Annotated in this window: 17 protein-coding genes; 9 read left to right on the top strand and 8 right to left on the bottom strand. The window is 64.1% G+C overall.

The annotated features are described in order from the left end of the window. Positions 1 to 152 precede the first annotated feature (152 nt). Positions 153 to 1,199: a sugar ABC transporter substrate-binding protein gene (locus tag BX592_RS16945; RefSeq protein ID WP_134192979.1), complete on the bottom strand. Its 1,047-nt coding sequence runs from the start codon at positions 1,197 to 1,199 to the stop codon at positions 153 to 155. Positions 1,200 to 1,467: 268 nt separating this feature from the next. On the opposite strand from BX592_RS16945, the gene BX592_RS16940 reads away from it, so the two are divergent. From BX592_RS16940 to BX592_RS16925, 4 genes are all read left to right on the top strand, one after another. Further along, a complete protein-coding gene (locus tag BX592_RS16940) occupies positions 1,468 to 2,349 on the top strand; it encodes a MurR/RpiR family transcriptional regulator (protein ID WP_134192978.1) in 882 nt (293 codons plus the stop codon). Then, entirely contained in the window at positions 2,342 to 3,364 is a 1,023-nt protein-coding gene (iolG, locus tag BX592_RS16935) for an inositol 2-dehydrogenase (RefSeq protein WP_134192977.1), read from the top strand. Before BX592_RS16940 ends, iolG begins: the two co-directional genes overlap by 8 nt. After that, the gene (locus tag BX592_RS16930) at positions 3,364 to 4,404 is read left to right on the top strand and encodes a Gfo/Idh/MocA family oxidoreductase (RefSeq protein WP_134193138.1); all 1,041 of its coding nucleotides are present in this window, start codon (positions 3,364 to 3,366) and stop codon (positions 4,402 to 4,404) included. The genes iolG and BX592_RS16930 overlap by 1 nt, the downstream gene beginning before the upstream one ends. Before the next feature lie 117 nt (positions 4,405 to 4,521). Next, positions 4,522 to 4,749, top strand: a complete 228-nt coding sequence (locus BX592_RS16925; RefSeq protein ID WP_134193137.1) for a sulfurtransferase TusA family protein — start codon at positions 4,522 to 4,524, stop codon at positions 4,747 to 4,749. Positions 4,750 to 4,947: 198 nt separating this feature from the next. Here the strand turns inward: BX592_RS16925 and galU are convergent, their stop codons facing one another. Both galU and BX592_RS16915 read right to left on the bottom strand, forming a co-directional pair. Continuing rightward, entirely contained in the window at positions 4,948 to 5,829 is an 882-nt protein-coding gene (gene galU, locus BX592_RS16920; protein WP_134192976.1) for a UTP--glucose-1-phosphate uridylyltransferase GalU, read from the bottom strand. Between the two features lie 115 nt (positions 5,830 to 5,944). Then, positions 5,945 to 8,812, bottom strand: a complete 2,868-nt coding sequence (locus BX592_RS16915; RefSeq protein ID WP_134192975.1) for a valine--tRNA ligase — start codon at positions 8,810 to 8,812, stop codon at positions 5,945 to 5,947. 276 nt (positions 8,813 to 9,088) lie between these two features. Between BX592_RS16915 and BX592_RS16910 the strand changes: the two genes are divergently transcribed. Both BX592_RS16910 and BX592_RS16905 read left to right on the top strand, forming a co-directional pair. Then, complete coding sequence (locus tag BX592_RS16910) at positions 9,089 to 11,455, top strand: UvrD-helicase domain-containing protein (protein ID WP_134192974.1); 2,367 nt, start codon at positions 9,089 to 9,091, stop codon at positions 11,453 to 11,455. An 89-nt stretch (positions 11,456 to 11,544) separates the two neighbouring features. Then, positions 11,545 to 12,279, top strand: coding sequence for a 5'-methylthioadenosine/adenosylhomocysteine nucleosidase (locus BX592_RS16905; protein WP_243849595.1), 735 nt, complete (start codon positions 11,545 to 11,547; stop codon positions 12,277 to 12,279). A gap of 124 nt (positions 12,280 to 12,403) precedes the next feature. On the opposite strand, the gene BX592_RS16900 is transcribed toward BX592_RS16905, so the two are convergent. Beyond that, entirely contained in the window at positions 12,404 to 14,332 is a 1,929-nt protein-coding gene (locus BX592_RS16900; RefSeq protein WP_134192973.1) for a propionate--CoA ligase, read from the bottom strand. A gap of 342 nt (positions 14,333 to 14,674) precedes the next feature. Next, complete coding sequence (locus BX592_RS16895; protein WP_134193135.1) at positions 14,675 to 15,910, bottom strand: MFS transporter; 1,236 nt, start codon at positions 15,908 to 15,910, stop codon at positions 14,675 to 14,677. Positions 15,911 to 16,325: 415 nt separating this feature from the next. Here BX592_RS16895 and BX592_RS16890 point away from each other — a divergent pair, with 415 nt between their 5' ends. After that, a complete protein-coding gene (locus BX592_RS16890; protein WP_134192972.1) occupies positions 16,326 to 18,035 on the top strand; it encodes a methyl-accepting chemotaxis protein in 1,710 nt (569 codons plus the stop codon). 232 nt (positions 18,036 to 18,267) lie between these two features. Beyond that, entirely contained in the window at positions 18,268 to 19,023 is a 756-nt protein-coding gene (locus tag BX592_RS16885; RefSeq protein WP_134192971.1) for an SDR family NAD(P)-dependent oxidoreductase, read from the top strand. Between the two features lie 27 nt (positions 19,024 to 19,050). Here the strand turns inward: BX592_RS16885 and gluQRS are convergent, their stop codons facing one another. Together gluQRS and BX592_RS16875 are read right to left on the bottom strand one after the other, a co-directional pair. Then, on the bottom strand, positions 19,051 to 20,022 hold the full coding sequence (gene gluQRS, locus BX592_RS16880; RefSeq protein WP_134192970.1) for a tRNA glutamyl-Q(34) synthetase GluQRS: 972 nt from the start codon (positions 20,020 to 20,022) through the stop codon (positions 19,051 to 19,053). Between the two features lies 1 nt (position 20,023). Further along, positions 20,024 to 20,887, bottom strand: coding sequence for a sulfurtransferase (locus BX592_RS16875; protein WP_134192969.1), 864 nt, complete (start codon positions 20,885 to 20,887; stop codon positions 20,024 to 20,026). Between the two features lie 293 nt (positions 20,888 to 21,180). Here BX592_RS16875 and dnaE point away from each other — a divergent pair, with 293 nt between their 5' ends. Beyond that, entirely contained in the window at positions 21,181 to 24,768 is a 3,588-nt protein-coding gene (dnaE, locus tag BX592_RS16870; protein WP_134192968.1) for a DNA polymerase III subunit alpha, read from the top strand. A gap of 122 nt (positions 24,769 to 24,890) precedes the next feature. Here dnaE and BX592_RS16865 read toward each other — a convergent pair whose 3' ends face one another. Then, positions 24,891 to 25,655, bottom strand: coding sequence for a glycosyltransferase family 2 protein (locus BX592_RS16865; RefSeq protein ID WP_134192967.1), 765 nt, complete (start codon positions 25,653 to 25,655; stop codon positions 24,891 to 24,893). Positions 25,656 to 25,743 lie beyond the last annotated feature (88 nt).

Below are 25,743 nucleotides of genomic sequence, written 5' to 3'. Positions count from 1 at the left end.
TGCCCGGCTCCCGTGTCATCGAAAGCCGGTGAATAACGCGGCCCCGGACCGTGGGCGCTGCGGCGGCGACAGGCGGAGCGATGCCCGCCGGTGCCGCGCTGATGGATCGCGCGTCCGGTGCCGCGTGCAACTGGCTACCAGGTCAAGTCAGATCAGCGGTATTGCCCCGCGTACTTGACGACCTTGTCGAGATTCGCCTTCGTGATGAAACCCGGACCCGAGCGAATATCCCGCGGACCATAAGACGGTTCGAGACCATACGTCTCGAGACGCCCCTTGAACTTCGCGTTGGCCTGCAGGATCTGGCGGATCTTCACCGGATCCGTCGTGTGCTCCTTCTTCGCGATCGCGAGCACCGCGACCGGGATATAGCCTTGCAAATACGGCTGCTGGTCGATCGCAAACGCAATCGTGCCGGCCTGAATCGCCTTTGCGATGTCATCCGAAAAATCGAACGTCGCGAAGTAGATCTTGCCCGCGAGGCCCATCTGCTGAACGGCCTTTAGCGTCGCGGCGGCCGGCACCGGACCGAGCGTCAGGATCGCGCCGGTATTCGGATGGTTGCGCAGATACGCGCTGACCTTCGACTGGATCTCCGTCGGGTCCTGGCCCGAGTCGATCGTCGACGTCTTGTAGTCGACCCCGATCGCTTCCGCAAAGCCGCGGCAGCGGTCGAACGAAACCGAGTTGGTCGCAATGTGATTCACACACAGGAACGACTTCACGCCAGCAGCCTTCGCCTTTTCACCGGCCGCCTTGCCCGCCACATATTCGGGCTGGCCGACGTGCATGATCGCGCCGAGCTTCTGGCTCTGCTCTTCCGTGCCCGAGTTGATCGTCACCAGCGGAATCTTCTTCGCGGTCACTTTGCCGATCGAACTCTTCAGCACGTCGTAGTCGGCGATCGTCGTGATCACGCCGTCATAGTTGCGCGCGGCCGCCTGCTCGATCAGCCGCGACATATCGGCGATATCGCCGTTCGGCGGATTGCGGTAATCGGTTTCGACGTTGAAGTCCTCGTCGGCCTGCTTGATCGCGTTCTTGATCGTGTTCCACCACGAGTCGGAATCGGGTGCGTGACTGATCAGCACGAAGTGCGCATCAGCCGCGTGGGCGGGCAATGACGCCGCGAAGCCCAGCGATAGCGATAGCGCTGCCAGAAGCGCCGTGAGCGAACCCTTGCCTCTGCAAAGTTTCATTGTCTCCACCTTTCTCGGTCTGTTCGTTTTTGAGGGGAGCGTATGGCGCGCATATCTGCACTGGGGCTGCGCCATCGCTCACGACCAAGATTAGGTCAAGTTCGATGGCGATGCAATGAAAATTTCACGGCAAATAAAATTGGAAAATACATTCCATTTGCCGGGATCGCTGCCTATAATCGGCATCGTCTGGCCGGCCCCGGCGGACCGTGCGAGCAGCACGCGCGGCGCGACTTTTGCGACGCAACAGAGCAATGAAGGAATGCCCATGGCTGAAGAGAGCACAGAAGAACTGCCGAGCGTCGATGAATTGATGCAACGCATCGCGGATAACTACGAGTCGCTACCGCGGCAGTTGAAAAGCGTCGCGACGTATATCGAGCAGCATCGCGGCAGTGTGATGGTCGATCGCACCAGCGATATTGCGACCAGTTGCGGCGTGCATCCGTCCGCGGTCGTGCGTTTTGCGCAGCGGTTCGGCTTCTCCGGGTTTTCCGATCTGCAGGCGGTGTTTCGTCAGGCGTATACGGGGCAGGGTGCGTCGTCGCCGAGCTATCAGCAACGTATCCGCAAGCTGATTGATGAAAAGCCGGGGCGTGTGTCCGGCGGCACGGTGGCGCGCGAATTTATCGCCGCGTGCCGCGGCGGTCTCGACGAACTCGACGGCACGCTCGACGACGCGCAGTTCGACGCCGCGGTGAAGATGATGCAGCAGGCGGACAACATCTATGTGGTCGGCGTGCGGCGCTCGTTTCCGGTCGCGAGCTACATCGTCTATGCGCTGCAGCACACGCCCAAGCGCGTGCACCTGGTGTCCGGCTTCGGCGGCATGTACCGCGAGCAGATTCGCAGCGTGAAAAAAGGCGACGTCGTGATCGCGATCAGTTTCGCGCCGTATGGCAAGGAGACGCAGTACTGCCTGCGCATCGCGCATCACCATCAGGCGAAGACGCTGTTGATCAGCGACAGCCAGTTGTCGCCGCTCGCGCGCTATGCGACCACGCAACTGTATGTGAAAGAGGGCAGCGCGTTCGCGTTCCGCTCGCTGACCAGCACGATCTGCCTGTGCCAGGCGCTGTTTATCGCGCTTGCGTACAAGCTTGAACTGAACGTTGAAGAATCCAAAGACACTGGAGGATACGATGACTGATGTGGCGGGCGGCAAGACGATCGATGTAGCCGTATTCGGCGCGGGCCGGATCGGCAAGATTCATGCGGCGAATCTCGCGCGGCAGCCGGGCGTGCGGCTCAAGTACGTGGTCGACGTCAACCGCGACGCGGCCGCGGCGCTGGCCGCTCAGCACGGCGCGCAAGTCGCGGACATCGACGGCGCGATCGGCGATGCGTCGATCGGCGCGACGGTGATCTGTTCGAGCACGGATACGCATGCGGATCTGATTCTGAAGTCGGCTGCGCAGAAGAAGCACGTGTTCTGCGAGAAACCGGTCGACCTCACGCTCGAGCGCGCACGCGCATGTGCGGATGCGGTTGCGAAGGCCGGTGTGGTTTGCATGATCGGCTTCCAGCGGCGCTTCGATCCGACCTTCGCCGCAGTGAAGGCGCGCATCGACGCGGGCGAAATCGGCACGCCTGAAATGCTGGTCGTGACGAGCCGCGATCCGGGCGCGCCGCCGGTCGAGTACATCAAGCACTCGGGCGGCATCTTCAGGGACATGCTGATTCACGACTTCGATATCTTCCGCTGGATTCTCGACGATGATGCGGACACGCTGCACGCGACCGGCAGTTGCCTGTCGGACCCGGCGATTGCCGACGCAGGCGATATCGATTCGACCGCGGTGACGATTCGCACGAAGCGCGGCCGCCTGTGCCAGATCAATACCGCGCGGCGTGCCGCGTACGGTTACGACCAGCGCTTCGAAGTGCTGGGCAGCGACGGCATGCTGCAAGCGGGCAACGTCCGGCCAACCGAAGTGGTCGCGTATTCGAAGACCGCGGTATCGAGCGATGTGCCCGAGGCGTTTTTCCTCGAACGTTATCGCGCGGCATATGCGCTCGAAATCGCGCATTTCTTCGCAGCGCTCACGCAGGGCGAGCCGGTGCGCACGACAGTTGCCGATGGTTTGAAAGCACTCGAACTTGCCGAAGCGGCAACGCGTTCGTGGCGCGAAGGGCGCGCGGTCAAGCTGAACGAGGCTGCATGATGACGGCGCCCGATCTATCGGCGCATGCGCCATTGCGCATCGGTGTGGTCGGTCTCGGCCGGCTCGGCAAGCGGCATGCGCAGAATCTCGCGTATCGCGTGCGCGGCGCGGCGCTCGCCGCGGTGTGCAGCCCGCTCGACGAAGAGCTCGCGTGGGCGCGCGGCGCGTTGCCCGCAGCGCGCGAGTATCGCGATTACGCGGCGCTGCTCGACGATCGCGAGATCGACGCGGTGTGGCTCGTCACACCGTCCGCGTTGCATGCGCAGCAGATCGTCGACGCGTTGCGCGCCGGCAAGCACGTGTTCTGCGAGAAGCCGCTATCGCTCGATCTGGCCGAATGCGAACGTGTGCTGCGCGAAGCGCAGCGCCAGCCGCATCTGCAAGCGACGATCGGCTTTATGCGCCGCTTCGATCCGAGCTACCGCGATGCGTATGACAAGATTCAGGCGGGCCTGATCGGCCGGCCTTTCATGGTGCGCTCGCAGACTTGCGACCAGAACGATCCGGATGGCTTCTTCGTGCGCTTTGCGCCGACGTCCGGCGGCATCTTCCTCGACTGCACGGTGCACGATATCGACGTCGCGCGCTGGCTGCTGGGCAAGCCGAACGCGAAGCGCGTGTACGCGGCGGGCACCGTCGCGTTGCATGACGGCTTGCGCGAGTTCGGCGATGTCGATAACGGCGTCGCGATCTGCGAATTCGAACATGGGCGTCTCGCGATGTTTTACGCATCGCGCACGATGGCGCACGGCAACGACACGGGCAGCGAGGTGATCGGCACCGCGGGCTCGCTCGCGGTCGGCCGCAACCCGCGCTTGAATCGCGTCGAAATCGCGGACGTGCACGGCGTGCGCAACGAGTGCACGCCGACCTTCTTCGATCGCTTCGAAGACGCGTTTTTGTACGAGGCGCAGGCGTTTGTCGCGGCGGTGCAAAGCGGCGAGCAAAGCGGCGCGACGCTGGCCGACGCGCTCGAGGCGACCCGCATCGGCAATGCGCTGCGGCGTTCGCTCGAAACCGGGCAGGCTGTCACGCTGTAACGGCCGTCGGGCGTGCGGCAACCCGGCGTACGACGTGCAACGCACGCCTGCGGTAGAATTTGACCCTCTGCCTGGCGTCGCCAGGACGCCTTACCCCGAAGGTCCTCGTCGATGGAAATTCAGATTCACAAGGAAGTCGATGCGCGCGGACTGAACTGCCCGCTGCCTATCCTGCGCGCGAAAAAGGCTTTAGCCGATATGGAAAGCGGCCAGATCCTGAAGGTGCTGGCCACCGACCCTGGCTCGCAGCGCGATTTCGCCGCATTCGCGAAGCAGACCGGCAATGGCCTCGTCGAAACCGCGACGCAGGACAAAACGTTTATTTTTCTGATCCGGCGGCGCTAAGGGTCAGGGGATGCATCAGGCTTGGCGCGACGCCGCGTAGCGCGGCGCTTTCACTCACGCTGGCTGCTGCAAAGTCAAAGTCAAAGTCAAAGTCAAAGTCAAAGTAAAAGGCGCTGTGACGACCGTCGATGCGAACATCGCGGCAGACACAGCGCCTCTTGTCATCGACTTGTCAGCCGATCCGCGCGTCGCGCGGACTCAACCCTCGAGCACCGGCGAACGCGTGCGCAGATACTGTTCGAAGTCGGCCGCCACTTCCGGATGACGTAGCGCGAATTCGACCGTCGCTTTCAGATAACCGAGCTTGCTGCCGCAGTCGAAACGCGTGCCGTGATACTTGTACGCGAGCACCTGTTCGTCATTGAGCAGCGACTGGATCGCGTCGGTCAGCTGCAGTTCGCCGCCCGCGCCCGGCTTCAGCGCGCGGATATGTTCGAAGATGCGGGGCTTCAGCACATAGCGGCCGACCACGCCAAGATTCGACGGCGCCTCATCCGGCGCCGGCTTCTCGACGATGCCCGACATCTTGATGATCGCGTCTTCCCATTCCTTGCCGTCGACAATGCCATACGACTTCGTCTCGTCGCGCGGAATCTCTTCGACGCCGATCACCGAGCTGTGATAGTGGTCGAAGACTTCGATCATCTGCTGCATCACCGGCGGCGTGCCGTACAGCAGGTCGTCCGCGAGGATCACCGCAAACGGGTTGTCGCCGACCAGCTTTTCCGCGCAGAGCACCGCGTGGCCCAGACCCAGCGCTTCCGGCTGACGCACGTAGAAGCAGTCGACGTGGCTCGGCTTGATGCTGCGCACGAGCTCGAGCAGCTTCGCCTTGCCGCGCGCCTCGAGTTCCGCTTCGATCTCGTAGGACTTGTCGAAATGATCTTCGATCGCGCGCTTGCTGCGGCCGGTCACGAAGATCATTTCCGTGATGCCGGCGGCCATCGCTTCTTCCACTGCGTATTGAATCAGCGGCTTATCGACGATCGGCAGCATCTCCTTCGGGCTCGCCTTGGTCGCAGGGAGGAACCGTGTGCCGAGACCTGCTACCGGAAAAACTGCTTTTGTAACTTTAAGCATGCGTGTTACCCCTGGTAATGGATCGGCCGGCGGGTTGACCGGCCTACCGTGTCGCGATGCGGATCACCCCCGGTCACCCGATCACTGTTAGCGGGCGCTTGTGGCGCGGCATCCGTCAGGCCGGCAGGCGCGTCAGCTGCGCCGTAAGCTTGCCGATAGTGGTCTGGTATTCTGCCAGCCTTTTCTGCTCCTGCTCAACCACGGCGGGCGGTGCTTTCGCGACGAAACTGTCGTTTTGAAGCTTCGCGTTACATTTCGACACTTCTGCGTTCAATCTCGCAATCTCTTTTGACAAACGCTCCCGTTCGGCGGCGACATCGATCTCCACTTTCAGGACCAGTTTGTCACTTCCTACGATAGCAATCGGCGCGCCATGCGCTTCCTTGTCCAGCTGCGCCTCGTCCGCGATGATGCGCACCTCGGACAGCCGCGCGAGCGCCTGCGCATAGGGCGCGAACGTCTTTAGCCGGTCGGCGTTGCCGGTCGCGAGCAGCGGCACTTTGGTTGCCGGCGACAGGCTCATCTCGCCGCGCAGGTTGCGGCACGCATCGATCGCCGCCTTCAGGTCGGCGACCCACTGTTCGGCGGATTCGTCGATCTTTTTCGGTTCCGCGACCGGGTACGGCTGCACCATGATCGACGCTTCGCCCGGCGCGGCACCCGCCGGGTACGCGTCGGTCAGCGGCGCCACCTTTTGCCACAGCGCTTCGGTGATAAACGGCACGACCGGATGCAGCAGCCGCAGCACCGACTCGAGCACGCGCAGCAGCGTGCGGCGCGTCGCGCGCTGCTGCTCGGGCGTGCCGGTCTGCAACTGCACCTTCGCAAGCTCCAGGTACCAGTCACAATATTCATCCCACACGAACTTATATAGGGCATTTGCCACATTGTCGAAACGATAGTCGGCAAAGCCCTTCGCGACGTCCGCTTCGACCCGCTGCAGCAGCGACACGATCCAGCGGTCCGCCTGCGAGAAGTCGGTGTAGCCGCCGGGGCCGCAATCGCCGGGCTGGCACGCGCCCGGTTTGCTGAAGCCGCAATCGTGGCCTTCGCAGTTCATCAGCACGAAGCGCGTCGCGTTCCACAGCTTGTTGCAGAAGTTGCGATAGCCTTCGCAGCGGGCGAGGTCGAAGTTCACGTTGCGGCCGAGCGTCGCCATCGATGCCATCGTGAAGCGCAACGCATCGGTGCCAAACGCCGGAATGCCGTCCGGGAATTCCTTGCGGGTTTTCTTTTCGATGCTCGCCGCCTGCTTCGGGTTCATCAGCCCGGTGGTGCGCTTCGCGACCAGCGCGTCGAGCGTGATGCCGTCGACGATATCGAGCGGATCGAGCGTATTGCCCTTGCTCTTCGACATCTTCTGGCCTTCGTGATCGCGCACGAGGCCGTGCACGTAGACCGTGTCGAACGGCACCTTGCCGGTGAAGTGGGTGGTCATCATGACCATCCGCGCAACCCAGAAGAAGATGATGTCGAAGCCGGTCACGAGCACCGACGACGGCAGGAACGCCTTCAGTTCCGGCGTTTCGGCGGGCCAGCCGAGCGACGAGAACGGCACGAGTGCCGACGAGAACCAGGTGTCGAGCACATCCTGGTCGCGCGTGAGCGGGCCGGTGTAGCCCTGCTGCGCGGCCTTGTCGCGCGCACCTTCCTCGGTATGCGCGACGAACACTTCGCCGTTCTCGCCGTACCACGCGGGAATCTGATGGCCCCACCACAGTTGCCGCGAGATGCACCAGTCCTGGATGTTTTCGAGCCACTGGTAGTAGGTGGTTGTCCAGTTCTCGGGCACGAATCTGATCTGGCCGTTGCGCACCACGTCGAGCGCGGTTTCGGCGATCGACTTGCCCGGATTGAACGTGCCTTGCGGCGCCGGCTTGCTCATCGCGACGAACCACTGGTCGGTCAGCATCGGTTCGATCACGACGCCGGTGCGGTCGCCGCGCGGCACCATCAGCTTGTGATCTTTCACCGAGTCGAGCAGACCCAGCTTCGTCAGGTCTTCGACCACGCGCTTGCGTGCGTCGAAACGGTCGAGCCCGCGATACGCTTGCGGCGCGTTGTCGTTGATCTTCGCGTCGAGCGTCAGGATTTCGATTTGCGGCAGCTGGTGGCGCAGGCCGACCTGATAGTCGTTGAAGTCATGCGCGGGCGTCACTTTCACGACGCCGGTGCCGAACTCGCGGTCGACGTAGTCGTCGGCAATGACCGGAATGTCGCGGCCGGTGAGCGGCAGCGACACCGTCTTGCCGATCAGATGCGCATACCGTTCGTCTTCCGGATGCACCATCACCGCGACGTCGCCGAGCATCGTTTCCGGGCGCGTGGTCGCGACCGTCAGATGGCCGGAGCCGTCGGTCAGCGGATAGCGGATATGCCACAGATGGCCGTTTTCTTCTTCGCTGACCACTTCGAGGTCGGACACCGCGGTAAGAAGCACCGGGTCCCAGTTCACGAGGCGCTTGCCGCGATAGATCAGCCCCTGCTCAAACAGACGCACGAACACGTCGACCACCGCGGCCGACATCTTGTCGTCCATCGTGAAGTATTCGCGCGACCAGTCGATCGATGCGCCGAGACGCCGCACCTGGTTGGTAATGGTCGAGCCGGATTCCTGCTTCCATTCCCACACGCGCTCGACGAACTTCTCGCGGCCGAGATCGTGGCGCGACACCTTTTGCGCATCGAGCTGCCGTTCGACGACGATCTGCGTCGCGATACCGGCGTGGTCGGTGCCCGGCACCCACAGCGTGTTCTCGCCGAGCATCCGGTGATAGCGCGTGAGGCCATCCATGATCGTCTGGTTGAACGCGTGGCCCATATGCAGCGTGCCGGTGACATTCGGCGGCGGCAACTGGATCGAGAAATTGCCGCGGCCCGGCTGCATCGCCGGCGCGGCATAGCCGCGTTTTTCCCATTGGGGGCCCCATTCGGCCTCGATCGTATGGGGCTCGAAGCTCTTGGCAAGCGTGCTGTCGCTCATTGTGAAAGTCTGCCGAAAAATGCGTGAAAAGATGCCCGAAACGTTGAATTATAAAGGCTGCGCGGGTCGGCGGGCCGTGCCGCCGCGCATTCGGGCCGGATTGCGCGTGCCGGCGGCGCCCACTGGCCGGACGAAGCAAGGCGCATCTCGCATGCGGTCTTATAATGGCGGACGGCTTGCAGCCTTTGCTCGATGCGCTGACGCCACTCCCTTGCATTCCAATGCGCTGCGTCGCGCGGCGCCGTTGCGTGAATTCCGCTGTTTTGCCCATCCGACATGCCCGATCTGCTCGCGAACCTGAACCCCGAACAACTTGCCGCCGTCACGTTGCCGAACGAACCGGCGCTCATTCTCGCGGGCGCCGGCAGCGGCAAGACCCGCGTGCTGATTACACGGATTGCGTGGCTGATCCAGCACGGCTTTGCATCGCCGCCGACGGTGCTGGCGGTCACCTTTACGAACAAGGCCGCGCGCGAGATGATGGCGCGCCTGTCCGCGCTGCTGCCGATCGATACGCGCGGGATGTGGATCGGCACCTTTCACGGCCTGTGCAACCGGATGCTGCGCGCGCACTATCGCGACGCGGGGCTGCCGCAGACCTTCCAGATTCTCGACACGGCTGACCAGCTATCGGCGATCAAGCGGCTGATGAAAGGCCTCAATGTCGACGACGAAAAGTATCCGGCAAAAAACCTGCAGTACTTCATCAACAATGCGAAGGAGCAGGGGTTGCGGCCGAAGGACGTCGATGCGACGGATAACTTCAACCGCAAATTCGTCGAGCTGTATGACGCGTACGAGCAGCAATGCCAGCGCGAAGGCGTCGTCGATTTTCCGGAGCTGCTGTTGCGCTGCTACGAGTTGCTCGCACACAATCCGCCGCTGCGCGCGCATTATCAGGCGCGCTTCAGGCATATCCTCGTCGACGAGTTCCAGGACACCAACAAGCTGCAGTACGCGTGGCTGAAACTGCTCGCGGGCGAACACAACGCGATCTTCGCGGTCGGCGACGACGATCAGTCCATCTATGCGTTCCGCGGCGCGAACGTCGGCAACATGCGCGACTTCGAGCAGGAGTTCAAGGTTCAGCATCTGATCAAGCTCGAACAGAACTACCGGTCGCATGGCTATATCCTCGACGCAGCGAACCAGCTGATTGCGCACAATGCGCGCCGCCTCGGCAAGAACCTGCGCACTGATGCAGGCCACGGCGAGCCGGTGCGCGTGTACGAAGCGGCGACCGATACGCAGGAAGCGAGCTGGATCGTCGAAGAGATTCGCGCGCTGATCAGCACCGGTTTGTCGCGCGGCGAGATCGCGGTGCTGTATCGAAGCAACGCGCAGTCGCGCTCGATCGAACACACGCTCGTCAACGTCGGCATTCCGTACCGCGTGTATGGCGGGCTGCGCTTTTTCGAGCGCCAGGAAGTGAAGCATGCGCTCGCGTATTTGCGGCTGATCGATAACCCGAACGACGACACCGCGTTCGCGCGCGTCGTCAACTTCCCGGTGCGCGGCATCGGCGCGCGCTCGATCGAACAGCTCGCCGACGCGGCGCGCCTTTACAACTGCTCGCTCGCCGCGGCCATTCCGTATGTGACCGGCAAGGCCGGTTCGAGCCTCGGCGCATTCGCGACGCTAATCGCGAAAATGCGCGCGGAAACGCAGCAGATGAGCTTGCCCGAGACCGTCGAATACGTCGTGCGCGGCAGCGGTCTCGCCGATTTCTACCAGAACGAGCGCGAAGGTCAGGATCGACTGGAGAACCTGCAGGAACTGGTGAACGCGGCGACCGCGTTCGTCAGCGAAGAGGGATACGGGCTCGATACGCCGGCGCGTTCGATTCCGCTGCGCCCGGGCGCGACGGTGGCGCCTGAGCTGACCGCTGCGTCGGACGATCCGGGCAGCGTCGTACTCGACGCCGCGAGTCTGGACGACCCCGCGCAGAACCCGGACACGATGACGCCGCTGGCCGGTTTCCTGTCGCATGCCTCACTCGAAGCAGGCGACAACCAGGCGCAGGCCGGCCAAGATGCGGTGCAACTGATGACCGTGCACTCGGCGAAAGGGCTCGAATTCACCGCGGTCTTTATCACCGGTCTCGAGGAAGGACTATTCCCGCATGAGAACAGTGCGATGGAAACAGACGGGCTCGAGGAAGAGCGGCGCCTGATGTATGTCGCGATTACGCGGGCGAAGGAACGACTCTATCTTTCGTTCGCGCAGAGCCGGATGCTGCATGGGCAGACGCGCTACAACATCCGCTCGCGCTTTTTCGACGAACTTCCGCAAGACACGCTAAAGTGGCTCACGCCGAAAGCCGAGTCCGGCGCGCGGTGGGGCGGCCGTTCGGACAATGCGGGATGGGGTCGCGACTGGTTCTCCCGCCCGGGGCGCGAAGGCGGCTACGAGGGCTATCAAAGCGGCGCGTCGGCGGCACCGCTGCCGGCTTTTGCGAACGAGCAGCGCGCGGCTGATACCGGCTTTCGCGTCGGCCAGCAGGTGTTCCATACGAAGTTCGGCGAAGGCACGATCACTGCGCTTGAAGGCGGCGGCGTGGACGGCAAGGCGCAGGTCAGATTCAAGCGGCACGGCGAGAAGTGGCTGGCGCTCGCGGTCGCGAAACTACAGGCGGTGGAATGAGCGAAATGAAGGATGTAAAAACGAAGCAACCGCTAGCAAGGGGTGCGAATGAGCGCGCAGCGGTGCCGGGCCGCCGTCCGCTCGGCGTGATGGCGGCGCTGCCCGAAGAACTCGGCGATCTGGTCGCCGCGATGCGCGCCGAGGGCGAAGTGCGCACCGTCGCGCATGGACAGCGCGACTATCACGTCGGCACGGTGCATGGCACGCCGTGCGTGGTCACGCTGGCGCGTGTCGGCAAGGTGGCGGCGGCCGCGACCGTTAGCGCGCTGATTCATGTGTTCGATATCGAAGCGGTCGTGTTCACCGGCGTGGCCGGTGGCGTCGGCCGCGATGTGCGGATCGGCGATATCGTGGTCGCGCGTGCGCTGATGCAGCACGATCTCGACGCGTCGCCGTTGTTTCCGCGTTTCGAAGTGCCGCTGCTGGGCATCTCGCAGTTCGCCGCCGATGCGACGCTCGCCGCGCAACTCGCCGCGGCGTGCGAGGACTTCGTCGAGCGCGAAGGCCGCGCGCTTGCCACGCGCTTCCGTACGGAGCAGCCGCGAGTGCATCGCGGTCTCGTGATTAGCGGCGATCAGTTCATCGCCAGCGCGGCGGCGGTCAATGCGTTGCGCGCGGCACTGCCCGACGCGCTCGCCGTCGAGATGGAAGGTGCGGCGATCGCGCAGGTGTGCCACGAATACGGCGTGCCATGTGCGATCGTGCGCACGATTTCCGATACCGCGGATGTGCACGCGCCGGCGTCGTTTTCGACCTTTCTCGTCGAGATCGCCGGTACGTATTCGAGTGGGATATTGCGGCGGTTTTTACAGGCGCGCGGTTAGTGAGGTAGTGCGGAGGTAGTGCAGCGCCTCGACTGCATGGTTACGCGGCGCCATTTCGTTTCACGGTCACGCGCGCTATCAGGCACGCGTATAAGCACGGCGCGCTGCTCGCGTGCCGCACGCGCTAGCGTCGTGCGGCCACCTGCAACGCATCGCGAATCTGCTGTAACGCGGCCGGATCTTCGATAGTCGGCAAATCGCCAGGTTCGCGCCCTTCAGCGAGCGCCGCGATCGCGCGGCGTAGCAGTTTGCCGGAACGCGTCTTCGGCAGCATCGACACGACATGCACGCGCGCCGGCCGCGCAATCGATCCCAACTGCCGGTCCACCATCGCGCTCAGCTCTGCTTCGAGCGCGGCGCGCGCATCGCCCGGCGCGTAGCGGTCCGCATCGCGCAGTACCGCGAAGGCGACCGCGACCTGTCCTTTCAATGGATCGTTCACGCCGACTACCGCGACCTCGGCGACCGCGTGGTGGCCCGACAGCGCTTCTTCGATTTCCCGTGTACCCAGCCGGTGGCCGGCGACGTTGATCACGTCGTCGGTGCGACCGAGAATCGTCACGTAGCCGTTGTCGTCCTGCACACCCCAATCGAACGTCGAGTAGACGTATTCGTGTTGCTCGTTCGCCCCGCTGTTTGTGCCGCCTTGTGACCAATACGTGCTGACAAAACGCGCATCGTCGCCCCACACCGTCGACATGCAGCCGGGCGGCAGCGGATACGCAAGCGTAATCACGCCCTTTTCGCCGGACGCGCACGGTTCGCCAGTCACTTCGTCGCGCAGCGTCACGTTGTAGCCGTAGACCGGCACGCCAGGCGAACCGGGTTTCGGCGTCAGCGCTTCGACGCCGCGCTGGATCGCGAGAATCGGCCAACCCGTTTCCGTCTGCCAGTAGTTATCGACGACCGGCTTGCCGAGCGATTGCGCAACCCACGCGGCGGTCGGCTCGTCGAGCGGCTCGCCGGCAAGAAAGAGCGCGCGCAGGCTCGACAGATCGGCGCGTTTCATCAACGCCGGGTCCTGTTTTTTCAGCACGCGTAGCGCGGTCGGTGCGGTGAACATCAGGTTGATCCCGTATTGCTCGACCAGACGCCACCAGATGCCGCCGTCCGGGCGGATCGGCGTGCCTTCATACATCACCGTGGTCAGACCCGCGATCAGCGGCGCGTAAATGATGTAGCTGTGTCCGACCACCCAGCCGATATCGGACGCGGTGAACATCGTGTCGCCGGCACGGCCTTCGAAGATGTACTCCATCGATGCGGCGAGCGCGACCGCGTAGCCGCCGACGTCACGCTGCACGCCCTTGGGCCGCCCCGTCGTGCCCGACGTGTACAGCACGTACGACGGTTCGTTCGATTCGAGCCATGCGCACGGCACATGCACGTCGAAGAACTGCTCGCGTAGCGGTTCGTAGTCGATCAGATACGGTGCACTGAATTTTTCCGGCGCAAGCTGGCGGTCGATCATCAGCACGCGCGGTGTTTTGTGCGCGGCGCGCGCGAGCGCTTCGTCGATCAGCGGCGCGTAGTCGATCACTTTGCCGCCACGCGCGCCCGCATCGGCGGTGACAATCAGCACCGGTTTCGCATCGTCGATGCGCACGGCGAGGTTCGGCGCCGCGAAGCCGCCGAATACCACCGAGTGAATCGCACCGATGCGCGCGCACGCGAGCATCGCGAATGCGGCCTCGGGAATCATCGGCAGATAGATCAGCACGCGGTCGCCGCGCGCGACGCCGAGCGACTGCATCACCGCGGCCATCCGGTTCACTTCCGCGTGCAGTTCCGCGTACGTGTAGCGCCGCTCGATGCCGGTTTCCGTCGACACATAGATCAGCGCCTGTTGCTGCGCACGCTGCGCGAGATGGCGGTCGACCGCGTTATGGCACAGATTGGTCTGGCCACCGACGAACCAGCGCGCAAACGGCGGGTCCGAACGATCGAGCACGGTATCGAACGCCTTATGCCAGTGAATACGCGCGGCCTCGTCGCGCCAGAACGCGTCGGGCGCTTCGATCGATCGGCGGTGGAATTCGCGGTAGCGGGTCATCGGCGGCGATCCTTCGGGCTCGCGGCCCCAGATAGATCAACGGGTTGGCTAACCGATGCCGGGTTGCAATCGGTGTGCCCAGATGGTGTCGCGCACAGTATGGAGCAGCAGGGAATGCGCGGACAACGCGGGTTCACCATGACGGCGTGCAGTGTGAAACAGAAGCCGTTCGCGACGCGCATGCGCGTCCTTGCATATCGCGCGGATGACTGAAATATCTGACATTTCGCCCCAAACCGTGTGGAATGTCAGAAATATCAGTCACGGCGGCCACAAGAAAAAAGGCGCCGCGAATGCGGCGCCCCTCATGCGGATGGGCGGCAACTGTCAGCAGCAGTGCGTCTATGCCTTCGCGCGCCTGCCCTCGATGTCCGGCAAAAATACCGTCAGGATGCCGAGCAGCGGCAGGAACGAGCACACCTTGTACACGTATGCGATGCTGGTCGCGTCCGCCAACTGGCCGAGCACCGCGGCGCCGACTCCGCCGAGGCCGAACGCGAAGCCGAAAAAGAGTCCCGCGACCATGCCGACCTTGCCGGGAATCAACTCCTGTGCATACACCAGAATGGCCGAGAACGCGGATGCGATCACGATACCGATCACCACCGTCACCACGCCGGTCCAGAACAGATTCGCATACGGCAGCAACAGCGTGAACGGCGCCGCGCCGAGGATCGACACCCAGATCACGTACTTGCGGCCAATCCGGTCGCCGATCGGACCGCCGATCACCGTGCCGGCCGCGACGGCCGCGAGAAAGACGAACAGATGGATCTGCGCGGCCTGCACCGGCAGATGGAACCGGTCGATCAGATAGAACGTGAAGTAACTGTTGATGCTCGCCAGATAGAAATACTTCGAGAACACCAGCATCACCAGCACGCTCATCGCCAATGCGATCTTGCCGCGCGCGAGCGCGGGTCGCGCAACGCCCGTGCGCGCCTTCTTCGTCGCCGGATGCTGGCTGTACCAGCGGCTCACCTGCGCGAGCACGACGATGCCAACCAGCGCCGCGACCGAGAACCACGCGATGCTGCGCTGGCCGTGCGGGATCACGATCAGCGCGGCGAGCAGCGGCCCGAGCGACGTGCCCGCATTGCCGCCCACCTGGAACAGCGACTGCGCGAGGCCGTGACGGCCGCCCGACGCCATTCGCGCGACCCGCGACGATTCCGGATGAAACACCGACGATCCGCATCCGACCAGCGCCGCCGCAACCAGCAGCACACCGAAGTCCGGTGCGACCGACATCAGCAACAGACCGGCCAGCGTAAAGCCCATGCCGACCGGCAGCGAGTACGGTTTCGGATGTTTGTCGGTGTAGATGCCGATCAGCGGCTGCAGCAGCGACGCGGTGATCTGATAGGTCAGCGTGATCAGGCCGATCTGCGCAAACGACAGCGCGAAGTTCGACTTCAGCATCGGATAGATCGCGAGGATCAACGACTGGATCATGTCGTTCATCAGATGCGAGAAGCTGATCGCGCCGAGGATCGAATAGACGGTGCGCGGCGCCTTGACCACGCTGGCGGTGGCGGATGCGCCGGCAAGAGTGCGTTTGTCGAGGCTCGTTTCCATTGGATCGTTGGGTTCGGGGTGGCTGAACGGCATACACGGGCTTGCCTTTACCGCCGCGGACCACGCATGCAGCAAACATACGGCGCGGTTGCAGGGTCGGTGAAGGATCGTGTGCGATGAATTGTAATGTGGCGCGAGGGAGTTGTTCTGCCAATTTTTATCGCGAATCGGACATCGCCGGACGTCGATTTGGCACCAGCCGCGTGAATCCGGCGCCACTTTGCACCTGGAAGGGGCTGACCGCGTGATTTTGTCTGGGTATAACACCGGTCGCGCGGCTCAAGAGGCGGCGTGAGGGGACGACGGCGGTGCGGTGGCCAATTTAAAGAACGAGCCCCGCTTGCCGTAGTCCTGTAATGAGTTGAAAGGCTGCTGGATCCGACCGTTCCGGCAGTTCGATTCGGGGGGATTACCTATGAAAACAGTTGCGCTGGGGGATCGGCCAGACGACGCGCTTGCATCGGCAGGCAATACAGCAGGCAGACCATCGACACAGCGCGCACAGCGTGCGTCAGGTGCATCCGGGACATCCGGGGCATCCGGGACGTCAAGCGCCGCGCGCCGCGCCGGCCTGTCCGTCAAGGCCACGCTGCGCGTGGCATTCGCGGTGCTGCTGATCGGCACGCTCGCGATCGGCGTGTTTGCACTCACGCAGATCAGTCGCCTGAACGGCTCGACGAGGTCCATCTACGAGCAGGGTTACGTGGCGAACCGCGCAGCCGAGGAAGCGCGCGGCGAGATGCTGCGCGCGAGCCGCGCCCAGAAGATGCTGCTGACCGCGACCACCGCGAAGGAGCGCGACGAACTCGGCGCGGATATCGACAAAGGGCTTACCGCGCTGAACGCTGAGCTGAAAACGCTGCAGCAGTATGCAACCACATCCGCCGCGGCCGACCAGCAGAAAAAATTCACGGCGGCGGTGGCCGCATGGAGCGGGCACCTGCGCGACTTCGTGAAGCTCGTGCAGGCGCAGCCGCTGGACCTGTCGCAGATGAACTGGCAGGTCGGCATGCAGGACGTGTCGCTGCTCGTCGAAACGGGCAAGCTCGAGAAACTCGTCGACGCAGTGGTCGCCCAGCAGGGCACCGCCGCGAAGGCGACCATCGATGCGTCGTCATTCATCTTCCGCTCGTCGTTCGTGATGATCGCCGCGGCGACGCTCGCGCTGATCGTGCTCGTGTTTGTGATCAGCGAATGGGTCGTGCGGCGCCTCGCGCGGCAACTTGGCGGCGAACCCGCGTACGCGAAGGAGATTGCGAGTCGCATCGCCGCCGGCGATTTGTCCAACGGTATCGCGCTCGGCAAGCGCGATACGTCGAGCATGCTGTCCGCGTTGTCCGCGATGCAACGCGGCCTGTCGACGACCGTCGCCGATATTGCGGCGAGCGCCGAGGCGATTGCGTCCGCGTCCAGCGAGATCTCGATGGGCAACCTTGACCTGTCGCAGCGCACCGAGCAGCAGGCGATGGCGCTCGAGCGCACCGCGACCAGCATGGAAGAACTGACGTCTACCGTGCGGCAGAACGCCGACAACGCGAAGCAGGCGCGCACGCTCGCGGACAACGCATCGGCGATCGCGGAGCAGGGTGGCGACGTGGTCGGCCGCGTGGTCGCGACGATGAACGAGATCAACGAAAGCGCGAAAAGCATCGGCGACATCATCGGAGTGATCGAGGGGATCGCATTCCAGACCAACATCCTTGCGTTGAACGCCGCCGTCGAGGCCGCGCGCGCGGGCGAGGAGGGCCGCGGTTTCTCGGTGGTCGCGGGCGAGGTGCGCAATCTCGCGCAGCGCAGCGCGTCGGCGGCGAAGGAAATCAAGGCGCTGATCGGCGCGTCGGTCGAGCGCGCGAACAACGGGTCGCAGCTTGCGAAGGATGCCGGGCAGACGATGGACGAAGTCGTCAAGGCGGTCAAACGCGTGACCGACATCATGGGCGAAATTTCCGCCGCGTCCGCCGAGCAGAGCTCGGGCATCGAAGAGATCAATCTCGCGGTGTCGCAGATGGATGCGGGCACGCAGCAGAATGCGGCGCTCGTCGAGCAGGCGACGGCTGCCGCGAAGTCGCTCGACGATCAGGCTCGCTCGCTCAAGGAAATGGTCGGCCGCTTCAGGCTGCGCTGACGGGCGCAAACAACAGCGCTCCGCTGCGACGCTTTGCATGCGCTTCGCGCGGCGATCCATCGCATCGCGCACGCCGGTTGCCGATCGCGCGCCCGCAAGCGCGGTCCGCACGCTTCGCCTACGATGTTAGACGGTCGCCCGGCGCAGCCGCATTCAATCGCTTGCGCGCGCCGGGTGGAGTCGGGCGAGGCGCGGCGACGCGGCAAGCGTTGCCGGCTGAACGGAGCGGATCATGACGGGAAATGAAACCGGAAGCGGACACGAAACGAAGCTCGCGTGGGTCGTGGGCGTCGGCGCGTTGCACGGCACGGGCGCCGCGGTCGCGCAGCGCTTTGCGAACGAGGGGCTGACCGCGGTCGTCACCGGCCGCTCGCCGCAACGGCTCGCCGAGGTCGTGCGCGCGATCGAGGCGACCGGCGGCGCCGCACTGGCGGCGCCCGGCGACGTGACGAGCGAGCGCGATCTGATCGACATCCTCGCGCATATCGACAATATCGGTGCGCTGGAAGTCGGCGTGTACAACGCGGGCAGCGCGCGCTGGGCGCCGACCCTTGAACTCGATAGTGCAAGCTTCGAGGACGCGTGGCGAGTCTGCTGCCTCGGCGGCTTTATATTTGGCCGCGAAGTGGCCCGCTCGATGCTCGCGCGCGGCCGCGGCACGATTCTCTTTACCGGAGCGACCGCGTCGTTGCGCGGCCGGCCGCAGTTCGCCGCCTTTGCGGCCGCCAAGGCCGGCTTACGGATGGTCAGCCAGTCGCTGGCTCGCGAATTTCAGCCGCAAGGACTTCATGTCGCGCATGTCGTGATCGACGGTTCGATTCACGGCGAGAAAGTTCTGACGCGGGTGCCGGATCTCGCCGACAGGAAGGGCCCGGACGGCATGCTGCAAATCGAAGCGATTGCCGATGCGTACTGGTATCTGCATCAGCAGCATCGTTCCGCATGGACTCATGAACTCGACTTGCGGCCGTTCGCGGAGAGTTTCTGACCGCGCGGCGCGCGCTTGCGCGCGGCGTCACCGTTTTTGTATCGCGTCGATGCGAGCTGCCCATGCTGGAATGGCCGCTGCGTGGAACGCATCGACTGAAGCAGTCGCCCCAGCGGGCAGATCAAGTCCGAGATGACGCGCGGCGGCTTGCAGTGCATCGAGCGGCCGGTTTGCGTCGAGCGCTTGCGCGCCGGTTTGCTTGCTGAGCTTCTCGCCGTGTTCGTTGACGACCACCGGCACGTGCAGATACGACGGCGTCGGCACGCCGAGGCAGCGCTGCAGGTAAATCTGCCGCGCGGTCGAATCGAGCAGATCCGCGCCGCGCACGATGTGCGTGATGCCGGCATCGGCATCGTCGACCACCACCGCGAGTTGATACGCCCACTGGCCATCCGCGCGAAACAGCACGAAGTCGCCGACTTCGGTCGCGAGGTTCTGGCTTTGCGGGCCTTGCCAGCGGTCGTCGAAGCGGATCACCGCGGGGTTGTCCGCTGCGCGGTTTGCTGCGGCGCTCACGGCCAGGTTTGCGGTTGTGTGCACCTTTGCGACCGCGCTCGCGTCCTCCGGTACACGCAGACGCCATGCGCGCGGGGGTCTCCCATGCAGACCGCCGCGGCAGGTGCCTGGATACGCGAGCGTCGTATGTCGCGCATGCGCCTGCACCAGCGAGTCGGCGATTTCCTTGCGCGTGCAGCCGCACGGATAGATCAGACCGGCTGCGTGCAACTGAGCGAACGCGCGCTCGTAGTATGCGGTGCGGCGGCTTTGCCAGACCGGCGGCTCATCCGCGCGCATGCCGAACCGCTCGAGCGTCGCGAGGATATCGTCGGCCGCGCCGGGCACGCTGCGCGGCTCGTCGATATCTTCGATGCGCACGAGCCAGCAGCCATGATGCGCGCGTGCATCGAGCCAACTCGCAAGCGCGCTGACCAGCGAGCCGAAGTGCAGCGGTCCGGTCGGCGACGGCGCAAAGCGGCCGCGATAGGCGGGCTCGGTCACATCACGCGGCGCGTGCGCCGTCGCGCTGCGGATGGCACGCGGCGCAGGTTTTGCCCGGCACGTAGAACGGCGAGCGCTGGCCCTCCGGCGTGACGACCGCACGGCAGCCGAAGCACTGCACGGTGGCCGTCGGTGCGAGCGCGGGGTCCAGCGCGGTGCGGTAGTCGAAGACGAAGCACTCGCCGTGATAGTGCGCGCCGCCGACTTCCTCGAAGTACTTCAGAATGCCGCCTTCGAGCTGATAGACGTGGTCGATGCCGACGTCCTTCATATGGATCGCGGCCTTCTCGCAGCGAATCCCGCCGGTGCAGAACGACACCACCGTCTTGCCTTCGAGGTCGGCGCGATGCTGTTCGATCATTTCCGGAAACTCGCTGAACTTGCTGATCCGGTAGTCGAGCGCATCGTCGAACGTGCCGACATCGACTTCGAACGCGTTGCGCGTGTCGAGCATCACGACCGGGCGCCCCGCATCGTCGTGGCCGCGATCGAGCCAGCTCTTCAGCGTACGCGCATCGACCGATGGCGCGCGGCCGAGTTCCGGACGGATCGCCGGCTTTTTCATCGTGATGATTTCGCGCTTGAGTTTAACCAGCATCCGGCGAAACGGCTGTGTGGCCGACACGCTTTCCTTGAATTGCAAGCTCGCGAATTTGCCTTCGAACAGCGCGTCGTGACGGATGTAGTCGATAAACGCGCGCACGTTGTCATGCGTGCCCGCGATAAACAGATTGATGCCCTCCGGCGCGAGCAGGATCGTGCCGCGCAGCCCGAGCGCATCGCAGCGCGCCTTGACGAGCGGGCGCCATTGCGCGATCGCGTCGAGCGTCGCGAACTGGTAGGCGGAAAGGTTGAGAATACTCATGGTGAGTCGGGGTCCGGCAAACGGCCGCGGCAGACAAACCCGTATTATCCCTCATCCCGCGCGGGCATCGGCGGCATGCGGGTTTTCCGGGCCATCGGGAGTTTTCGGGGCACTCGATCGTTCCGTGTCGTCCGTCCCGCGCTGACTCAACGACCTGCACGAAACCGCTCGGACGCGGCTCGCACGCGGCTCCGACGCGGCTCCGACCAAACGACCCGGACCGGAAACACGCACGATCTTGCTGGCCAAACGGCCTATAACGAACGGCCTATTGCACAGGGGCGCGAGTTACAATACCGCCCATGTCAGATCCCCGCTTCGTTCATCTTCGCGTCCACTCCGAGTTCTCGATTGCCGACGGCATCGTGCGTCTGGACGACGTCGTCGCCGCCGCGGCCAAAGACGGCCAGGGCGCGCTTGCACTCACCGACCTCGGCAATGCATTTGGTCTGGTCCGTTTCTACAAGGAAGCGCGTGGCAAAGGGGTCAAACCCATCGCCGGCTGCGACGTATGGATCACGAATCCGGCGGATCGCGACAAGCCATCACGGCTCCTGCTGCTCGTCAAGAACCGGCGCGGTTATCTGAACCTGTGCGAATTGCTGACGAAAGCGTGGCTGACGAACCAGTATCGCGGTCGCGCCGAAGTGCAGGCCGAGTGGCTCGAAGAGGGACTCGGCGACGGGCTGCTCGCACTCTCCGGCGCGCAGCAGGGCGACATCGGCATCGCATTCGCAGCCGGCAATGACGATGCGGCGAGGCGCAATGCCGAGCGCTGGGCGCGTATTTTCCCGAACGGTTTCTATATCGAGTTGCAGCGCTGCGGCCAGGCGGGCGGCGAGGCTTATGTGCAGCAGGCGGTCGCGCTCGCGGCCGCGCTGAAGCTGCCGGTCGTCGCGACGCATCCGATGCAGTACATGACGCCCGATGACTTCACCGCGCACGAAGCACGCGTGTGCATTTCGGAAGGCGACATTCTCGCGAATCCGCGGCGTCAGAAACGCTTTACCACCGAGCAGCACTTTCGTACGCAAGACGACATGCTCGCGCTGTTCGCGGACATTCCGTCCGCGCTCGCGAATACCGTCGAGATCGCGAAGCGCTGCAATCTGACGCTCGAACTCGGCAAGCCGAAGCTGCCGCTTTTCCCGACGCCGGATGGCATGTCGCTTGACGACTACCTCGTGCAGCTGTCGAAGGACGGGCTCGAAAAGCGGCTCGAGCAGTTGTATCCGGACGAGGCCGCGCGCGCCGCGCAGCGCGACACGTATTACGCGCGCCTCGATTTCGAATGCGGCACGATCATCAAGATGGGCTTTCCGGGCTACTTCCTGATCGTCGCGGACTTCATCAACTGGGCGAAAAACAATGGCGTGCCGGTCGGGCCGGGCCGCGGCTCCGGCGCGGGGTCGCTGGTCGCGTACGCGCTCGGCATCACCGACCTCGACCCGCTGCGCTACAACCTGCTGTTCGAACGTTTCCTGAATCCGGAACGCGTGTCGATGCCCGACTTCGATATCGACTTCTGTCAGGAAGGCCGTGATCGCGTCATTCAGTATGTGAAGGGCAAGTACGGCGCCGATGCGGTGTCGCAAATCGCGACCTTCGGCACGATGGCCGCGAAGGCCGCGGTGCGCGATATCGGCCGCGTGCTCGATCTCGGCTACACGTTCACCGACGGCATCGCGAAACTGATTCCGTTCAAGCCCGGCAAGCACGTGACCATCGCCGACGCGATGAAGGAAGAGCCGCTACTGCAGGAGCGCTTCGATAACGAAGACGAAGTGCATCAGCTGCTCGAACTCGCGCAGCGTGTCGAGGGCTTGACGCGCAACGTCGGCATGCACGCGGGCGGCGTGCTGATCGCGCCCGGCAAGCTGACCGATTTCTGTCCGTTGTACGCGCAAGGCGACGAAGGCGGGGTGGTCAGCCAGTACGACAAGGACGACGTCGAAGCGGTCGGCCTCGTCAAGTTCGACTTTCTCGGCCTGACCACGCTGACCATTCTCGATTGGGCCGAGCGTTATATCCGCCGGCTCGATCCGTCGAAGGAAAACTGGTCGCTCGCGCAAGTGCCGCTCGACGATCCGGCGTCGTTCACCATCCTGAAGAAAGCGAACACGGTCGCGGTGTTCCAGCTGGAAAGCCGCGGCATGCAAGGCATGCTGAAGGATGCGCAGCCGGACCGCTTCGAGGACATCATCGCGCTGGTGGCGCTGTATCGCCCGGGTCCGATGGATCTGATCCCGAGCTTCTGCGCGCGCAAGCACGGCCGCGAAACGGTCGAGTATCCGGATCCGCGCGTCGAGCCTGTTCTGAAAGAGACCTACGGAATCATGGTCTATCAGGAGCAGGTGATGCAGATGGCGCAGATCATCGGCGGCTATTCGCTGGGCGGCGCGGACCTGCTGCGCCGTGCGATGGGCAAGAAAAAGCCCGAGGAAATGGCGCAGCATCGTGAGATCTTCGCCGAGGGCGCGGCAAAGAACGGTCTGACGCGCCAGAAGTCCGACGAGATCTTCGACCTGATGGAGAAGTTCGCGGGCTACGGCTTCAACAAGTCGCACGCGGCCGCTTACGCGCTGCTCGCGTACTACACCGCGTGGCTCAAGGCGCACCATCCGGCCGAATTCATGGCGGCCAACATGTCGCTCGCGATGGACGACACGGACAAGGTGAAAATCCTGTTCGAAGACTGCGCGGTCAACAAGATGACCGTGCTGCCGCCGGATATCAATCTGTCCGCGTATCGCTTCGAGCCGGTCGCCGAAGCGGACGGCAAGCGCTCGCGGACAATCCGCTACGGCCTCGGCGCAATCAAGGGCAGCGGCCAGAATGCGATCGAAGAAATTCTGCGCGCGCGTGAAGACGGGCCGTTCACCGATCTGTTCGACTTCTGCCAGCGCATCGATCGCCGCGTCGTGAATCGCCGCACGATCGAAGCGCTGATTCGCGCGGGCGCGTTCGATACGCTGCATGCGAATCGCGCGCAACTACTCGCGTCGGTATCGCTCGCGATGGAAGCGGCCGATCAGGCGAGCGCGAACGCGATGCAGGCGGGCCTGTTCGATATGGGCGACGGCGCGCCGTCGCAGGGCCATGAGCTGGTCGACGAACCGGCGTGGTCCGACAAGCGGCGGCTGCAGGAAGAAAAGAGCGCGCTCGGTTTCTATCTGTCTGGGCATCTGTTCGACGCGTACAAGGACGAGGTGCGCCGTTTCGTGCGGCAAAAGATCGGCGAGCTGAAGGAAGGGCGCGACAAGCTGGTCGCTGGCGTGATCTCGTCGCTACGCACGCAGATGACCCAGCGCGGCAAGATGCTGATCGCGCTGCTCGACGACGGCACCGGCCAATGCGAGGTGACGATCTTCAACGAGCAGTTCGAAGCGAACAAGCAGCTGTTCAAGGAAGACGAATTGCTGGTCGTGCAAGGGCAAGCGCGCAACGACGCATTTACCGGCGGCATTCGCTTCACGGTCGACACGCCGATGGACCTCGGCCGCGCGCGCAGCCGCTATGCGCAGGCGTTGAAGGTGCAGATGAACGGCAATGCGGATGCGCACGCGTTGCGGCGCGTGCTCGAAGCGTACAGCGCGGCCGCGGATGCGGCGCAACGTGTCGTTGACGTGCCGGCGGTTGCCAACGGGCGCGGCGGCAATGGTGGCGGTGGCCGTGGCGGCAACGGCGGCTATGACGGTGGCCGCGCGCAGCGTGCCGCTGCGCCGGCGCCGAACGGGCTCGCGGTGCAGATCGTCTATCGTAGCGAGCACGCGGAAGGCGAGGTGCGCCTGGGCGACGCGTGGCGCGTGAAACCGACCGATGAACTGCTGGCCGCGCTGCGCGGCGAATTCGCGGGCAGTTCGATCGAAATCGTTTATTGAAGCGCTCACGCGTGATGTAATGCGACGCGTGGCTGGCGAGCGGGCTGGCTCGATCGATCCATTGCGCGGTGCGGTGCATTGCGGCTGTCGCCCATGCCTGCTGCCAAACCAGAGGCTTCCGGCTACTTGCGCGGCTGCTGCGTTTCCAGATGCGCAAGCTTCAGAAACCGGTAGTACACGGTCGCCGCGTTAAACACCGCGATCATGAATCCCGCGCGGCCATCGAGAAACCCCCGGCGCATCACGTAGGTCCGCATGAATGCCCACGCGCCGCGCGCGAGCGCCTTGCCGAAGCTGCCGCGCTGGCCGGCCGCGTGGCGTTGCCGGGCACCGGCCGTCGAATACGCGTCGAGCTTGCGCAGTACCGTTTCGAAGTCTTCGTACGAGTAGTGCAATAGCTTGCCCGACAGGCGCTCGACGCGCGTGTCGAAGACCAGCCGTTCATGCACGAGATCGGCGGAAAACCGCGCGCTGCCGCGCCTGAAGAGGCGCGGAATCCAGTCCGGGTACCAGCCGCTGTGACGGATCCAGTGCCCGCAGAACGCGGATAGCCGGTCGATTGCGTAGACGTCCGCGCGCGGCGTCGCGATCGCCGCTGCGATCGATACCGCGAGTTCCGGCGTCACGATTTCATCGGCGTCGATCGACAGCACCCATCCGGTCGACAACGCATCGAGTGCGCGGTTCTTTTGTGGGCCGAAGCCGGGCCAGTCGGTGTCGATCACCACCCGCGCCCCGTGCGCCTGCGCGATCTGAACGGTCGCATCGGTGCTGCCGCCATCGATCACGACAATTTCATCGGCGAAGGCGACGGACTGCAGGCACTCGGCGAGTCGCGCCGCGGCGTTTTTCGTGATGATCGCGACACCGAGGGTGGGTTCGTTCATGCGTGTGAGGGTGGTGGTTGAAGCGCATGCAGTGGCTTTCGCTGCGAACCCGCGCGTGTGTCCGTGTCGGATCCGCGCCGTGCCCTAT

The organism is Paraburkholderia rhizosphaerae (assembly GCF_004366595.1).
In the GTDB taxonomy this organism is placed as follows: Bacteria; Pseudomonadota; Gammaproteobacteria; order Burkholderiales; family Burkholderiaceae; genus Paraburkholderia; species Paraburkholderia rhizosphaerae.
Note: the sequence above shows the minus strand (reverse complement) of the source record. Positions and strands in the feature narration are given on the sequence as shown.

Bases quoted from the DNA above. Each gene is read 5' to 3' on its own strand.
- BX592_RS16945 (WP_134192979.1), bottom strand. From the start codon at position 1,199: ATGAAACTTTGCAGAGGCAAGGGTTCGCTCACGGCGCTTCTGGCAGCG.
- BX592_RS16940 (WP_134192978.1), top strand. From the start codon at position 1,468: ATGGCTGAAGAGAGCACAGAAGAACTGCCGAGCGTCGATGAATTGATG.
- iolG (WP_134192977.1), top strand. From the start codon at position 2,342: ATGACTGATGTGGCGGGCGGCAAGACGATCGATGTAGCCGTATTCGGC.
- BX592_RS16930 (WP_134193138.1), top strand. From the start codon at position 3,364: ATGACGGCGCCCGATCTATCGGCGCATGCGCCATTGCGCATCGGTGTG.
- galU (WP_134192976.1), bottom strand. From the start codon at position 5,829: ATGCTTAAAGTTACAAAAGCAGTTTTTCCGGTAGCAGGTCTCGGCACA.
- BX592_RS16915 (WP_134192975.1), bottom strand. From the start codon at position 8,812: ATGAGCGACAGCACGCTTGCCAAGAGCTTCGAGCCCCATACGATCGAG.
- BX592_RS16910 (WP_134192974.1), top strand. From the start codon at position 9,089: ATGCCCGATCTGCTCGCGAACCTGAACCCCGAACAACTTGCCGCCGTC.
- BX592_RS16905 (WP_243849595.1), top strand. From the start codon at position 11,545: ATGGCGGCGCTGCCCGAAGAACTCGGCGATCTGGTCGCCGCGATGCGC.
- BX592_RS16900 (WP_134192973.1), bottom strand. From the start codon at position 14,332: ATGACCCGCTACCGCGAATTCCACCGCCGATCGATCGAAGCGCCCGAC.
- BX592_RS16895 (WP_134193135.1), bottom strand. From the start codon at position 15,910: ATGGAAACGAGCCTCGACAAACGCACTCTTGCCGGCGCATCCGCCACC.
- BX592_RS16890 (WP_134192972.1), top strand. From the start codon at position 16,326: ATGAAAACAGTTGCGCTGGGGGATCGGCCAGACGACGCGCTTGCATCG.
- BX592_RS16885 (WP_134192971.1), top strand. From the start codon at position 18,268: ATGACGGGAAATGAAACCGGAAGCGGACACGAAACGAAGCTCGCGTGG.
- BX592_RS16875 (WP_134192969.1), bottom strand. From the start codon at position 20,887: ATGAGTATTCTCAACCTTTCCGCCTACCAGTTCGCGACGCTCGACGCG.
- BX592_RS16865 (WP_134192967.1), bottom strand. From the start codon at position 25,655: ATGAACGAACCCACCCTCGGTGTCGCGATCATCACGAAAAACGCCGCG.